Origin of the sequence: Nitrosomonas sp. Nm166 (assembly GCF_900112825.1) — a bacterium.
Classification (GTDB): Bacteria; Pseudomonadota; Gammaproteobacteria; order Burkholderiales; family Nitrosomonadaceae; genus Nitrosomonas.
On record NZ_FONE01000028.1, the window covers coordinates 1 to 15,781 of the forward strand.

At 44.0% G+C, this 15,781-nt stretch carries 14 protein-coding genes; 2 read left to right on the forward strand and 12 right to left on the reverse strand.

Going from position 1 to position 15,781, the window contains the following annotated elements; translation table 11 throughout:
* Window positions 1-167: 167 nt before the first annotated feature.
* The 8 genes from BM021_RS09045 to BM021_RS09080 form a co-directional block, all read right to left on the reverse strand.
* On the reverse strand, window positions 168-962 hold the full coding sequence (locus BM021_RS09045; RefSeq protein WP_090720716.1) for a carbonic anhydrase family protein: 795 nt from the start codon (window positions 960-962) through the stop codon (window positions 168-170).
* Between the two features lie 40 nt (window positions 963-1,002).
* Window positions 1,003-1,239, reverse strand: a complete 237-nt coding sequence (locus tag BM021_RS09050) for a hypothetical protein (RefSeq protein ID WP_090720717.1) — start codon at window positions 1,237-1,239, stop codon at window positions 1,003-1,005.
* A 170-nt stretch (window positions 1,240-1,409) separates the two neighbouring features.
* On the reverse strand, window positions 1,410-1,928 hold the full coding sequence (locus BM021_RS09055; RefSeq protein WP_090720718.1) for a GNAT family N-acetyltransferase: 519 nt from the start codon (window positions 1,926-1,928) through the stop codon (window positions 1,410-1,412).
* 37 nt (window positions 1,929-1,965) lie between these two features.
* Window positions 1,966-2,349, reverse strand: a complete 384-nt coding sequence (locus tag BM021_RS09060; RefSeq protein ID WP_090720719.1) for a SirB2 family protein — start codon at window positions 2,347-2,349, stop codon at window positions 1,966-1,968.
* Between the two features lie 2 nt (window positions 2,350-2,351).
* Window positions 2,352-2,837 carry a hypothetical protein gene (locus BM021_RS09065; protein WP_090720720.1) on the reverse strand — a complete coding sequence of 162 codons (486 nt, stop codon included), beginning with the start codon at window positions 2,835-2,837 and terminating at the stop codon, window positions 2,352-2,354.
* Window positions 2,838-2,952: 115 nt separating this feature from the next.
* Entirely contained in the window at window positions 2,953-3,315 is a 363-nt protein-coding gene (locus BM021_RS09070; protein ID WP_090720721.1) for a SpoIIAA family protein, read from the reverse strand.
* 86 nt (window positions 3,316-3,401) lie between these two features.
* Window positions 3,402-4,262 (reverse strand): DMT family transporter, encoded by an 861-nt coding sequence (locus BM021_RS09075; RefSeq protein WP_256207854.1) that lies wholly within the window; start codon window positions 4,260-4,262, stop codon window positions 3,402-3,404.
* A gap of 43 nt (window positions 4,263-4,305) precedes the next feature.
* Entirely contained in the window at window positions 4,306-5,412 is a 1,107-nt protein-coding gene (locus tag BM021_RS09080; protein WP_090720722.1) for an aromatic ring-hydroxylating oxygenase subunit alpha, read from the reverse strand.
* Between the two features lie 225 nt (window positions 5,413-5,637).
* Here BM021_RS09080 and BM021_RS09085 point away from each other — a divergent pair, with 225 nt between their 5' ends.
* Window positions 5,638-7,080, forward strand: coding sequence for an adhesin (locus BM021_RS09085; RefSeq protein WP_090720759.1), 1,443 nt, complete (start codon window positions 5,638-5,640; stop codon window positions 7,078-7,080).
* Window positions 7,081-7,197: 117 nt separating this feature from the next.
* Complete coding sequence (locus BM021_RS09090) at window positions 7,198-9,384, forward strand: primosomal protein N' (protein ID WP_090720723.1); 2,187 nt, start codon at window positions 7,198-7,200, stop codon at window positions 9,382-9,384.
* Window positions 9,385-9,659: 275 nt separating this feature from the next.
* Here the strand turns inward: BM021_RS09090 and BM021_RS09095 are convergent, their stop codons facing one another.
* The 4 genes from BM021_RS09095 to grpE form a co-directional block, all read right to left on the reverse strand.
* Window positions 9,660-11,603: a putative bifunctional diguanylate cyclase/phosphodiesterase gene (locus BM021_RS09095; RefSeq protein WP_090720724.1), complete on the reverse strand. Its 1,944-nt coding sequence runs from the start codon at window positions 11,601-11,603 to the stop codon at window positions 9,660-9,662.
* Between the two features lie 317 nt (window positions 11,604-11,920).
* Window positions 11,921-13,030, reverse strand: coding sequence for a molecular chaperone DnaJ (dnaJ, locus tag BM021_RS09100; protein WP_090720725.1), 1,110 nt, complete (start codon window positions 13,028-13,030; stop codon window positions 11,921-11,923).
* Window positions 13,031-13,175: 145 nt separating this feature from the next.
* On the reverse strand, window positions 13,176-15,110 hold the full coding sequence (gene dnaK / locus BM021_RS09105; protein ID WP_090720726.1) for a molecular chaperone DnaK: 1,935 nt from the start codon (window positions 15,108-15,110) through the stop codon (window positions 13,176-13,178).
* Window positions 15,111-15,178: 68 nt separating this feature from the next.
* Complete coding sequence (gene grpE, locus BM021_RS09110; RefSeq protein ID WP_090720727.1) at window positions 15,179-15,772, reverse strand: nucleotide exchange factor GrpE; 594 nt, start codon at window positions 15,770-15,772, stop codon at window positions 15,179-15,181.
* Between the last annotated feature and the right edge of the window lie 9 nt (window positions 15,773-15,781).

Consider the following 15,781-nt stretch of genomic DNA (forward strand, 5'->3'; position numbering starts at 1 on the left):
ATTTGTACTACCTCAAAAACTGGTCCATCTGGCTCGACCTCTGGATCATCCTCCGTACCGTCTGGATCGTACTCCGTAGAGATAATGCTTATTGAATCTCAAATAGTGTAAAGCCAAATACACCAATTTTACCGGCGTATTTGGCTCTTAGTGTTTCTCTGTAACGGCTATTTAGTCGACAATACTGCCCGGCCATTTAGATTTTGAGGCGATCTTGCATTATTGGTGTAAAACCCTTTAAGCTGTTCCAGCTGTGCTGCTGATATCGTAATAGCCTCTGATAAAAGGTACCACTGGACCCCCTCACTACATGGCGGGGTCGTCAAAGAACCAGCTAAAGTATAAAAATCTGGCCTGTTATGATGCATAGGAGGAAGTAATGATGCAGGGTTGATTTGTATGCCAGTATTTGGATTTTGTCCTTCTTGATGAGGAGTATTATCCAAAATGGTTTGGAATGTTGTATTCTCTTCCCCTATATTAACAGCAACGGCTAACACTATAATTCTGCCATCATTTCCAATATGAACGTAGTGCAATTCAGCTGGAAATCTTGTATTACCAACGACATGCTCACTTGGCTCATGAAAATGAAGTTGAATCAAGGGGAAAGATTCTTCCCCGATTTTTAGCTCTCCTGTATAACCCGATGAAGTATTTACTTGCACAGCATGACCGGTATTATTAAATATTGGCGCAATATCAACGTCATACCAGACTTCTAATTCATTTAATTTTTTTGAATTATCTATTTGTGCTGCAGCGAGATCAACCGGAGATTGATGCGTACCTATGCTACATTCTGCAAAGGGGTAATTTAGAGGTACTACTGTTTGAGATGGATCCTGAATCGCGCCCCACGTTGACTGCTCTTCATGAGTCCAATGCGGCGCAGCAAAGGTAATACTGTTAAACATGAAAGTAAGTGCAATACTTATAAAAATTATTTTAATCATTCTCATTGACACATATCTCCTTGTTATTAAGTAATTTTAGTTGGGCTTAGCAGGTATGTTTTCTGCAGTAATCAACCATTGACGGTTTCTTATCCGTATCAGAATCTTGAGTTGATTGAGAACTTTCTTTTTTTGCTGATGAATCAGATGTTGATGAACTAGATTGTGACGACTGTGTTTGCTGGTTTGAATCAGTTGAAGATTTTGATTTATCTGCCCCCGACTCAGCAAAACATGAAACACTTAAACTCAATATAACAGTCAAAAAAATTTTTTTAAGCATGATTTCCCTCATCTCTAAAGAATTTTAATTACATTTTTGCTACATGGGCTATGCACAATACCATGGAAAATGTTAAGAAAATGTCAAGAAGAACAACTACAATTAGTAATGTTATTGTTAGCAAACGAAGGGCTTCACCCCAAGAGGCAAGAAATTAAGTCCGCTAGAGACTAAACAATCTTCTCAAGATATTCAATCGTTAAACCGGCAATTTTTGGCTCACCGATACCTACATGCAATGGATAAGCCTCAATTCTGCCGGTGCGTAGATAACCCCGTCGTTCATAAAATGCGATTAATTCCTGGCGCTGAGAGACCACAAATATGACAAATTTGTGCATTCCCATGTTTTTTATCGCAAATTCCTCCGCCTTTCGGAGTACAAGTTTACCAACTCCTTTTCCTTGCAGACTAGGGTGAACTGAGAAAAAACCAATATACGCATGGTCTTCTTCTTGGGCAACGTAGATACACGAAGCCAGCATGTGTGGTTGATTAACAACAAGAAAACACCCATTGGGGTTTGACATCACGGCTTCTATTTCTTGTCGATTAGTTCTATTGCCTTGAATAATATGAATTTCTGTGGTCCAACCTATTTCTCCGCGATAAGTCAGATTAACCAGATCTGATATGGCTTGAGATTGTTCATAGCTTGCTTTCTCAAGGCATAAAGAAGCAAAATCCATTATATTTTAGGACGAAGAATTTTTCGCTCTTCGTTTCTTACCCGATACTCAATGCAGGACTCTTGGTCAAGGCAACTAACGCAATATAAATAAATACACACTGCGCTGATACCCAGGCAATGAGTTTTATCCTCCGGGTCTTACCGAATCTCATTGCCACCATGCCAAGACCGATGTAGAGCAGTAAACCGCCTACTTTAGCACTAAGCCAAGAGTGTTCCAGCGGATTTTGCTGAATAATTATCGCAAGTACAATGGCGCTACTCAGCAAAATGGTATCCACGACATGGGGCAGGATTTTTACCCAACGCTGGCGCAGATTTTTTGAATTCTGCATGAGCCAGATGCCACGCAGAAAAAATAATGAATAGCTGACGATAACGCTACCAACATGAATCATTTTTAGCACTGCATAACTCATGTTCATCCTCCAGGTATCAACCAGCCATGACTACCCGCTACGGCGCCAGCGATAGTAATTAAGCTTAATAGCAATAACGTCAGATGCTTACGTTGGATTCTGGCAAATGTTTCTGCAGAAATATTCTTTTGTATAGATGCACTGACTTGTTGACGCCGGCCTCGGGGCTCCATTACAAACAGCATGATGCTAAACAGCAACCAAATTAATATCATGGCATGCATCCACCAGTATTGCCATTGTGTAAAACGCTGCCAGGCATCCAGCAGGTACACCATGTAAAAGCCTGTGACGCCAACAAACAATGTGGAAAAACGCGCCTGTGCCGCAAATCGCCTACGGAATTGTGCAAAAAAATCCATCGCTTCAGCCGCTGGTTTCATGCGTGCCAAGATAGGTAATAGCACGGTGGTTACCATTGCGACACCACCAATCCACAGTATTACACCCAGTACATGTAATATCCTGGCAAATACAAATTCATCCATACGATTTCTATTTATTACTAAGTAGATTCAAAAATTCTTGAGTTAAGGTGCTGTTTTTTCGGAGACTGACCTGATACAGCGTACTCATAAATTATTTATAAGGCACAGCCGCTAATCAGCTATCGATCCTATCAGATGCAGAAGCCCATTCTTCGGCCTCTTCATAACTTTTGAAGACTGATACGTTTGCATTGACAAAAAGATTGAAAACCCAGGTTCCCCAGGCTTGCCACTCATCGTCCGTGACAACAGCGACTCGGTCAAATTCACTGCCATGCTGGCGCATGAATTTTATTTCTTCCCATGCAACATCAACTGTGTAGTCGAGCATGTCACGCCAATCAAATAAAAGATTCGCCTTGCCATCAAAGTGTGACTGATAAAGTACTTGCTGTTCAAATTCCTTATAGTCACTTAACGTAAATTCACCAATTACCGCAACAATGATTAAATTGTTTTTCTTTTGAATAGTAATCATGGCTCCACCTCAAATGATAACAAGCCTCATCATAGGCAATTAAATGAGATGGTGCAAATTTTGCTTCCGTGTGAACGGCTATGTAGTTATTTTTGCGCAACAGCAGGTGCCAGCTTGAAACTCAAAATACCGCTTACAGACCCTCCCGCAATAATCAAGCCCATACCCAACCATGCAACAGGTGATAAGGCTTCATTCCACAACAAAATACCCCAGAGGCTTGCAAACAGGACAGTACTATAACCTAACGAAGTCACAACCAGCGTAATTCCTCTATGATAAGCCCGCGTCATGGCCAACTGGGCCAATGTCGCTGTCATACCAATACTCAGCAATAGCATTAAACCATGCCAAGTAATCGGGCTGAATGTTGTAAATAGTAACCACACGCCGGTAATCAGCGTGCTGATCAAGGTAAAATAGAACACCACATGCCATTCTGACTCACCCAGATTACCCAATTGCTTGACGTTGATGTAGGCGATACCTGCAAAGAAACCAGAACCTATACCTAATAAACTAGCCACCCAGTGATCATCAGGTAAAGTGGGGCGCAACAGAAGAATAACGCCAACAAAACCAAGCACAATAGCCCAGATTAACGGCCAGTGAATGTGTTCTTTCAGAATCAGCGTTGAAAATAACGCCACAAACAACGGCCAGGTATAGTTCAATGAAATGGCTGTTGCCAAAGGCAACTGTGTAAGGCAGTAAAAAAACATCAATAGGCTAACCAGACCGGTAATTCCACGCCAGCAGTGAATTTTCCAGTGTGGCGTGCGCACTGAAAGACGATGATAGCGGATAATCAGATAGGTCATCCATACGCCAAATAATGAGCGATAAAACACCAACTCAGTGCTGGAAAAATAGACTGCACCCAGCTTGACCAGCACACCCATACTGGCAAACATAAATGCAGCCACTAACATCCACATCGAACGCATTAATCATTCATCCTAAAATATAGAATTATTAAATCAAGGATGATTAAACATAGGATCCAATTTCGCGTTGCAAAAACTGATGAAAATGCTCCATACCCGCTTCCATTGGCATTTGATAAGGCCCTGTCTCGCTCAAATTCTGTTCATATAATGCACGACGACCTGCAGTCATCAATTTACAAATTTCATTATCTTCCAATGCAGTTTCTTTATAAGCCGCTTGTTCTGCTTCTATAAAATTAGGTTCAAATAATGCAATTCCTTCCGGATAGTAAAATTCCACCACATTCGTACAACTTTCTACTCCAGTAGGTAATATCGTGCTGATCACTAGGGTGTGAGGGTACCATTCCAGCATAATATTAGGGTAATAGAGCAGCCATATTGCGCCATGAGGAGGCATTTCTCCTTCAGTTTGCTGCAAAACCTGTTCATGCCATTTGGCATACACCGGACTACCTGGTCGCTGTAAGCGCGCATTATCAATGGCAACAGTTTGCACACTGTACCAGTCGCCAAATTCCCAATTGAGTTTCTTTGTATCTACGAAATGACTCAAACCAGGGTGAAAAGTATCGACATGATAGTCTTCCAGATACACTTCAATGAACGTTTTCCAGTTACAGTGATATTCATCAATTTGGATACGATCCAGCATATAATCGGAAAAATCAAAATCCTTAAGTACACCTAGTTTAGCCATATCCTGAGCAACCTTGCGCTTGCCGCTGAACAATAATCCATTCCAATTTTGTAGGGGTGTTTTGCTTAAATGAAGACAAGGGTTTTGATCAAAATGGGGAGCGCCCAGCAATTTACCGTCAAGCGCATAAGTCCAGCGGTGTATAGGGCATACAATATTCTTAATGTTACTTCTCCCTTTCAATAACAGCGCCTGTCGATGCCGGCAAATGTTTGAAAGTAATTCAATACCATGTTCATTACGTACCAATACCTTGGCATTCTTCATCCATTCGGGTACATAGTAATCTCCAACATTGGGTACCATGATTTCATGCCCTACGTAGCCAGGCCCTTGATCAAACAGGATGCGTTTTTCAATCTCTAGGATCTTTGGATCCAGGTACCAATCAACAGGAAGTTGTACTGACTTCTCCGTCAGTTGTGAGATCTCAGCCATGTTAGACATATTGATATCTTATATTCTCCCAAATAAAAAAATGAGCGGCGAAAATACATGAAAAAACTAAAATTTAAAACCTATTTAAGCAAGTCAAGAACGAAAAATTCATTGCTTGGCTATAATACCAATGTTAATAGTAAAATATCAGTCTTCACTTTTACTCAGTTATCCGTACAAAATGTAAATTGTACAAGATTGAATTATTTAATTAATCAGAAAGAGAGCATCTTAATGAAATCTAGGCAACAGTTAAGAAAAAATTCATGGGCACAGTTAATACCTGCATGGGCACAGTTAATACCTGCAATATTTATCGTTGGTCTTGCTGCCTGCGACAGTGGTACTGAAAAAACTGCTGGGACAGCATCGACATCTGCAACAACATCAACGGCAACAAAAGCCCTGCTTACCGGCCCCGCAACCGGTGTTTTAATCGATTCCCCTGTATCCGGTATTTCTTATGCCGCATCGTCCGGCAAATCCGGTGTGACCAATGATCAAGGTATTTTTAATTTCAATCATGGTGACAAAATCGAATTCAAACTGGGTAGTTTGACCCTTGGGAATATACCAGGTTCACAAATTGTCACTCCAATTGAATTGGCCAACGGCAACGACAACAAATTACAAAATCTGTTAGTCCTGTTGCAATCCCTGGACTCTGACGGCGATGCTTCCAATGGCATATCCATTTCTAATGAAACATCCGCTGCAGTCAAATCATCCATCAATCTGGACAGCAATCCTGATACATTTGCGGATTCCGCCAACTTAAAAAGCATTATGGAAGCGGGTGGTCTTGAGAGCAATGTCAAAACAGCAGAAGAAGCTCGCAATCACTTCCTTTCCCAAGGTGTTGCCCTTCTCAGTGCCCAAATTTGGGTAAGTTACAACAACCAAACCGCGAGTGTTTTGCGGGTTGCCGGGGATAATAGCAGAGAGTACTTGCATGGTGATGCCAGACCGGATGATTCATGTGATGAAAATCGGGTTTGTGGTGGAAAAACCATCTTCCAATCTGGTGTTGAATATGGCGTTGCTGATGCTGTTGATTTTGATAACCGTGGATTCAAACTGGTCGGAAAACCATCGATTGATACCAATCTGAAAGGTGGGCTATCCAATCCTGGCCCAACCCGGCGCGTTCGCACTGATGGATTCGAGCTGATTAATTCCGATATTGTAACAGTCCAAAGAGCACGTGAAAAAAGCAGCGTATTTGGCGAACTCTTCCATATCGCCAAACCGATTCAGTTAAGCGATGAAAATGAGGTTGCAGAAAAAGAAGTCAAAGAAACCCGCTATTCAAAAATCGACAATGACGCTTCCGGTATCGTGGGTACCTGGGCCTATGACGCTGATGCCATCAAAACACAAACCCTGGTATTCTTTCCGAACGGAAAATTCATGATGATTGACCCCACAGGCGCTACACAACGAGCAGATCAAGAAAAATGCGGAAAACCCGGTGTTGAATTTGCTTCGTACACTTATGACAAAGGTTCCAGCAAATTGAATTTATCGAGCTTCACCTATAATACGAACGGATGCGCTGGCTTCTCGGATCTGGATAATAATACTGCGACGGGATTCAATATCAGTTCTGATGGAAATACTGCCAAACTTGACAAGCAAGGCGAAGAATCTGTAACTCTTTATCGGGTTTCTCGATAACCAGGACTGATAATCATCATTTAATAACCCTACATTCACCAGAAGCGATCCTGTTTCTGGTGAATATTCAATTACATAAATAATTATTCGAATTAAATTAGCCGCATTTAACTGTCTATGCCCATTATCCGTGTCGCACTGAATGTTCCTGTCGACACGTTATTTGACTATCAAGCTGAGAATGCTAGCGAAAATGATATCGGCTTACGCGCCTGCGTACCGTTCGGAAAAAAGCTGATGACAGGCATTATCATGGCTGTAGATTCTGAAACCAAAGTCTCTCCTGAGAAGCTTAAGTCAGTTCATGATATTTTCAGAGAAATAAAACCCTTATCAACTCCTTTGCTGGATTTATTCCACTTCTGCAGCCAGTATTATCATTATCCATTCGGCATGGTGATCGTAAACAGCTTGCCAGTTAAGCTGCGCAGCAACAAACCAGTTAAACTGAAAAAATCCCCGGACAGTCATCTATTCAGTCTGACTGCAGCAGGAAAACAAATTAATTTGTCTAGTATTCCAGTCCGTAGCCGTGTATCCCGCCGCTTACTCACCGAATTCCATCACGCCACCGCACTCACCTCCTCTCAGGTAAAACAAATTTCACCGCGCGCTGACAAATTGCTACAGGAATGGATGCAACTGGGATGGGTATTGGCAATTCCCAACCCTGCTACTGTGGTGACAAAGAACGTAAAAAAGCCCACGCTAACTCCGGAACAGGCAATTGCTGTTAATGCCATCACAACTGACATTAAGCCATTTAACACTTGGTTACTACACGGCGTTACCGGTAGTGGCAAGACTGAGGTTTATCTCAGAATTATTGAACCCGTGCTGGCTCAAGGCAGGCAAATCCTCGTACTGATACCAGAAATCAGCTTAACCCCTCAGCTGGAAGCAATCTTTCGTGCACGATTTCCGGCTGTCCCTCTGGTCAGTTTGCACAGCGGACTCAATGATACGGAACGGCTATCAGGTTGGCTGCAGGCACAGCAAGGCGAGGCTAAAATCATACTGGGTACACGTCTTGCTGTTTTTACTCCCTTATCCGATCTCGGCTTGATCATTGTCGATGAAGAACAAGATAGCTCTTTCAAGCAACAGGATGGATTACGCTACTCCGCCCGGGATCTGGCCATCTTTCGCGCCAGGCAGATGAATATTTCCGTAGTATTAGGTTCTGCCACCCCTTCCTTGGAAAGCTATTACAATGTGCTCAGTGGCCGCTACCGCAGTGTGCGTCTGCAATCCCGCGCCATCCGGAATGCCGCATTACCTGTAATTCAGTATATCGACACCCGTTTGCATAAAACCCAGGAGGGCCTATCTGAACCGCTGATCGAGGCACTGAGCAAGTGCCTGGCAAAAAAACATCAGAGTCTTGTTTTTATCAACCGGCGCGGCTATGCACCAGTACTTCTGTGTAAATCTTGTGCCTGGACAGCGCCTTGCCAGCGTTGCTCCAGCCGACTGGTCGTTCATTTACGCGATAAAAAATTGTGCTGTCACCATTGTGGTCATGAGGAACATTTCCCACGTGCTTGTCCACAATGCGGAAACCAGGATATTACACCCTTTGGACAAGGCACCCAACGTGTGGAAGAAGCTTTGATAGCACATTTTCCGACTGCGCGGATTTTGCGGATTGATCGTGATAGTATTCGTCGCAAACATGCATGGCAAAATATTTTGCAGAAAATACATGCGCAGGAAGTGGATATACTGGTGGGCACGCAATTACTTGCCAAGGGGCATGATTTCCCTTATTTATCACTGATAGGCATCTTAAACTCTGATACTTCGCTATACAGCACTGATTTTCGTGCCAGTGAGCGCCTGTTTGCACAGCTGATGCAAGTGGCTGGTCGTGCAGGACGCGCCAATATCGCAGGACATGTACTCATTCAAACTGAATTTCCTGATCACCCACTGTATGTTGCCTTACAGAAGCACGATTATGATGCACTGGCGCAAATCTTATTAGCCGAAAGAAAAATAGCCGGATTCCCGCCGTATGTCTATCAAGCATTGCTGCGTGCTGAAGCTCATCATATTAAAACTGTATTGGATTTTCTCAGGCAAGCCGCAAATCTTGCCGAGCCATCCAAGTCAATTGAAATATTTGATCCGGTACCTGCACAAATACTGCGTTTAAAAGGTTTGGAGCGCGCACACCTACTGGTACAGTCAAGATCACGCAAACACTTACAGGAATTTCTTAACAAATGGTATATACAAATTAACACCTTATCTACCCATAAAGTACGGTGGGTACTGGATGTGGACCCCTTTGAGTTTTGACCCAAATCAGCATTATTCTCTGCAATTAACTCTAAAAATTATGGCAATTATCAATATGGAGTCATGAAATAGCCATTTGCACACTTATTAGCTGAAGTACTGGTGAGTTATTTGGCGCTGGGCAGTTGCTATATTGATCTCCAGGGCGAAAAACCAATAAGCGCTAATGATCAGTGTCGATTTCACCTGTGTACTCATGTTTTGTCATGCGCAGCTTACAACGAATAAAATGATGTGGATTGAATACGATCAAGCTGACCCAGATTATCGGAACTTCATCCGGCATGCGCTGACATGCCTACCCATTCACTTTCCCAATTGCTGAATTGCTCTACCGGCATTGGCATGCTGACTAAATAACCTTGCGCCACATCGCATCTTAGTGTTGCCAGACTATCCCATACAGCCTGGTTATCCACTCCTTCTGCCACCACTTCCAAATCTAAATTATGCCCAAGCTCAATGGCCGAACGCACAATCACAGCGGAATCATTGCTTACCACCATAGGCATGACAAACGATTGATCAATCTTGATTGAATCGACCGGTAGCCTTTGCAAATAGCTTAGACTCGAATACCCCGTACCAAAGTCATCAATAAATAATCGGGTACCGATTTTTTTTAACTTAGTCAAGGTTTCCAATGCACCCATCGGATCTTCCATTAAGGTACTCTCAGTCAATTCAAACTGAATGAATTCCGGCCGAATACCCCACGTGGAAAATAAACCTTGGATGCGATCAACAAGCAAGGGGTGATACAAATCATGTGCAGATAAATTTACTGACAAGGGTCGCTCTAATCCCGCTTCATTCCAGACATAGCTTTGGCTAAAAGCCGCATCAAGCATCCAATTCGTCAAGGGAGTAATTAAGCCCGCATGCTCAGCGAGCTTGATGAATTCCATGGTCGGAAGCATACCATGTACAGGATGCTGCCAGCGCACTAAGGCTTCGGCCCCACACACGCGTCGAGATGCAATATCGACCTTCGGCTGACAATACAGCAATAACTCATTTTGCTCGATAGCCTGGCGCAAGTCCCCCATCAAAGACAAACGTCGGGTACATTCTTGTTCCTGTCCCCCCGTATAGAAAGCATAGCCGCCTCGGGCAGGACTGGCATAATGAGTGGCGACATTGGCGCGCCGCAGTAAGATATCAGCCTCCGTAGCATGGCCGGGATAGAGAGCAATACCGATGCTAGCACGTGAATCGACCATCAGACCTGCTACTTCCACAGGGTCATGCAAAGCTCTGACCATCTGTTGCGCAACTTGAATGGCATAGTCAGCTCCCCCGCGGGGCAATAGCAGGGCAAACTCGTTTTCCCCCACTCGCGCCAATATATCGCTTTCCTTGAGGATTTTCGTCAAGCGCTGAGCCAATTGTTGCAACAACTGATCGCCCGCACGATAGCCCAAGATCTGATTGATTTCACGAAAACGACCAATGTTCAGGTGTAAAAGGGCGAGAGCTCGATGCTGTTGCTTGGCGGTATGAATGGCTTCTTGCAAACGCTCGAGCAAGAAGGTGCGATTGGGTAATTCAGTTAAGGGATCATAGTAAGCCAGGCGTGCAATGGTGGCTTCGGCTTCCTGATGCTTGATACGCATACGCAGGTTGGCAATGCCATAAGCCAGATCATCGGCTAATTCGCTGAGCAACTTGACTTCTTCTTCATCGAAGGCATCGGACTCAATTGCGCCCATAACCAAGGCGCCAAGCACTTCTCCATCCACTCGGAGCGGAAAGGCGCTAACTGCAGCAAAGCCTGACTTAAGCGCATTTTCGCGTAAAGGGGCGTAGGCAGGAGTAGCATACACTGGATCGGTGAGGATGTGCCTGCCAACGCAGGGCTGGCCGGTACGGATCGCGGTCGCAGCCGCCGTGCGACCCATTTCTGTATCGGCCCAAGTATAATGAAGAGCTTCTATGAAATCTTTATCTGCACCGATACTTACCATCAAGTGGATGCTTTTGTCCTCATCGTGTTCCGCATATGCGACGGCAGCCGTGCGGTAGTCACCTTTTTCCACGATGACTTGGCACATGTCGTACAACAGTTCTTGCTCTTGCGATGCATGTAATAAAGTATGATTACCGGCACTCAAGGTTCTAAGAGCACGAGTAACACGCTCGAATTTCGTTAGTAATTCCTCATTTGTTGCCGCCGCATTCGAACGATCTTTATTTGACTCACTAGCGGGGTAGCCCATGCATCCTTACCTCAAGGTTGTAATGATGGTTGTAATGATCTTCTTATTACATGCAGTAGGTGATCTCATTTCCTGCACATAGAAAAATAAATATCCTTTTGCTAACTTAAGTTAAATATACGTAAAGCGAAATTCTTAGTCAAACTCACTGTTGAATGATTAAAAAATAATTTATTTTTTATTTTAAGTTACATTCGCTGTCTTTCAGGTGAAAATTCCAATAGAAATTTCAGCCTAGAAATGCAAAGAGAGCCAGTAAGCATGAGAAGAAATAGTTATTCAAATTTTCCATTTCATCTCATAAAAGCTTTACTTTATTATTCCGAAAAAAATTCACGAGCTTTATCCATCCATGATTTAGCCCGCGGGCTGTGACGAGGGCCGTCTTTCAGGCTAATCGCTTCGAGTTCCTCTAAAAGCTCTTTTTGACGTGCTGTCAGTTTAACCGGAGTTTCTACAATCACATGACAAAGCAAATCACCTTTGTCGTGACTACGCACTCCCTTGATTCCTTTACCTCGTAAACGAAATACTTTGCCTGTTTGCGTTTCTGCTGGTACTTTAATTTTGGCATGTCCCTCTAGCGTAGGTACTTCAATTTCTCCACCCAGGGCGGCAACAGTAAAACTGATGGGTATCTCACAATGCAAATGATCACCTTCACGGCGAAAAACCGGGTGCGCTGACAAATGAATTACTACATATAAGTCACCCGGCGGTCCACCATTTAAGCCAGCTTCACCTTCCCCGGAAATCCGAATACGATCACCATCATCCACGCCCACTGGAATTTTCACAGTCAGCGTTTTTTGTTGTTTTACACGCCCTACGCCATGGCAAGTTGGACACGGATGCGTGATGATTTTGCCGCTTCCTTGGCATTTTGGGCATGTCTGTTGAATAGAGAAAAATCCCTGTTGCATTCTTACCTGGCCGTGACCATTACAGGTAGAGCAAGTTTTAGGTGAAGTACCAGGCTTGGCACCATCACCATGACAAGTTTCGCATTGTTCCATAGTAGGAATGCGAATTTTCGTTTCTGCCCCATGGGCCGCCTGTTCTAAGGAGATTTCCAGGTTATAGCGTAAATCAGAGCCGCGATGCATACTTGAGCGCCCACTGCGGGTACCAAAAATATCTCCGAAAATATCACTAAATGCATCACTGAAACCCTGCGCTCCTCCCCCACCTGCAGCACTGGCATTAACACCGGCATGACCAAATTGATCGTAAGCAGCACGTTTGTTCGCATCCGTCAATACTTCATAAGCCTCTTTGGCCTCTTTAAACATTTCTTCTGACTTAACATCACCGGCATTACGATCAGGGTGATATTTCATTGCCAGCCTGCGATAGGCTTTCTTAATTGTATTCTCGTCGGCATCACGGCTGACACCGAGCACTTCATAATAATCGCGCTTACTCATCTTGATCTTCTGCTACCGGAATAAAATTTATGATGCCCTGAAACATCATCTATGACTTCTCAAATTAAACACTAAAACGCAGAGTGCGCAGAAAGGATTCAAAACCCTTCTTGCGCCTCTGCGCCTAGATCGACTTTAACAATAATTATTTCTTATTTTTGACTTCTTCAAATTCAGCATCAACAACTTCACCTTCCACCGGTTTTTCACTCTGACCTGACGAAGATCCAGCGCCAGATTGCGTTTGCTGGCCCGATTGATCTTTTTGTTGATACATTTTCTCAGCCAGTTTATGTGCGGCTTCGGTCAAGGCTTGCGTTTTTGCATCGATATCTTCTTTTTTGTCAGTTTTAAGCACTTCCTCTGCATCTTTCAATGCAGCTTCGATTTTGGATTTTTCCTCACTATCCAGTTGATCCCCATGTTCTTTCAGAGATTTCTTAACTGAGTGAATCATGGCATCACATTGATTACGGCTGGAAACCAATTCTACCGCCTTATGGTCTTCGTCGGCGTGCGCTTCCGCATCTTTTACCATGCGCTCAATTTCTGCATCCGATAAACCAGAGCTTGCCTGAATTTTGATTTTGTTTTCCTTGCCAGTAGCTTTGTCTTTCGCCGATACATGCAAAATACCATTGGCGTCGATATCGAATGTCACTTCAATTTGCGGCATGCCGCGCGGTGCTGGCGGAATATCGCTCAAATTAAACTGTCCCAGGCTTTTATTTCCCGATGCCATTTCACGTTCGCCCTGCAATACGTGAATCGTCACCGCCGTCTGGCTGTCTTCTGCGGTAGAAAATACCTGCTGCGCCTTGGTTGGAATCGTGGTGTTTTTCTGTATCAATTTGGTCATCACACCGCCCAATGTTTCGATGCCCAAGGACAAGGGGGTTACATCCAGCAGTAAAACATCCTTCACGTCACCTTGCAGTACACCACCCTGAATCGCAGCGCCCACTGCAACTGCTTCGTCCGGATTTACATCCTTGCGGGGTTCCTTGCCGAATATCTCTTTAACTTTTTCCTGTACTTTAGGCATCCGGGTCTGCCCACCGACCAGAATCACATCGTCAATGTCAGAGGCCGTTAAGCCGGCATCTTTCAGTGCAATACGGCAAGGCCCGACAGTACGCTCAATGAGCTCCTCAACCAAACTCTCCAGCTTGGCACGGGTTATCTTGACAGCCAGGTGTTTAGGACCAGATGCATCCGCAGTGATATACGGTAAATTAACTTCCGTCTGCTGACTGGATGACAATTCAATCTTGGTTTTCTCGGCTGCATCTTTAAGACGTTGCAGTGCAAGCATGTCTTTTTTCAGATCAATGCCTGTCTCTCTCTTGAATTCATCAACCAGATATTCAATCACACGTGAATCAAAATCCTCACCGCCAAGGAAAGTGTCACCATTGGTCGCTAATACTTCAAACTGGTGCTCACCCTCAATCTCGGCAATTTCAATAATGGAAATATCAAAAGTACCACCGCCCAAGTCGTACACGGCTATTTTCCGGTCACCTTCTTTTTTATCCAAGCCGAAAGCCAAAGCTGCAGCTGTTGGTTCATTGATAATGCGCTTGACTTCCAGACCGGCAATACGCCCCGCATCTTTAGTAGCCTGGCGTTGTGAATCATTAAAATAGGCGGGCACGGTGATGACAGCTTCAGTCACCGGTTCACCCAGATAATCTTCGGCTGTTTTCTTCATTTTCATCAGTACTTGCGCCGAAACTTCCGGCGGTGCAATTTTCTTACCCCGCACTTCCACCCAGGCGTCATTGTTGTCTGCTCTGATAATGCTATAGGGCACCATCTTGATGTCTCTTTGCACCATATCTTCATCAAAGCGGCGTCCAATTAAGCGCTTTACTGCAAACAAGGTATTTTTGGGATTGGTGATTGCCTGACGCTTCGCCGAAGCGCCCACTAAAATTTCACCCTCTTCAGTATAGGCCACGATGGAAGGAGTAGTTCGCGCACCCTCAGCATTTTCAATGACCTTGGGGTTGCCGCTTTCCATAACGGCTACGCACGAGTTCGTGGTACCCAGATCGATACCGATAATTTTTGCCATATGAGATCCTTTTAAAGATTAATTCTGTCTGTCAATTGATCTGAAAGTGGAGATGCTTAGATAAAAATTCAAGTATCTTGTACTTTTGAAACCGATACAAGCGCTGGGCGAATCACACGTTCATGAAGCTTGTAGCCTTTCTGCATTACTTGAACCACTGTATTGGGGGCAAGCTCGGAATCGACAGTACACATTGCCTGATGTTGATGTGGATCAAATTTTTCTCCTTGGGGATCAATCACTGTAATACCGAATTTGTCAAACGCACCTATTAATTGCTTTTGTGTTAATTCCATGCCGTTTTTAAAATTCTCCACATTGGCATTGTCAACCGCCAATGCCGCTTCCAAGCTGTCCATCACTGTTAGTAATTCAGCAGAGAAATTCTCAATAGCATATTTATGCGCATTAGCAATGTCAGTCTGAGCGCGCTTTCGAATATTCTCGGCCTCAGCCTTTGCCCGCATCCAGGCATCATAATGCTCGGCTGCTTTAAGCTCAGCTTCTTTCAATAATTGCTCAAGACTAGGTAACGAATCTTTTTTTTCTTCAGTTTGAACGGTGGCATCACCCGTTACCTCAGGTGTCTTGGCTTCATCGTCCAACGTTGTAGTTTCTGCCTGATTCGACTCTAGATTGTTTGGATTTTCTGAACTCTGCATCGTACCTCC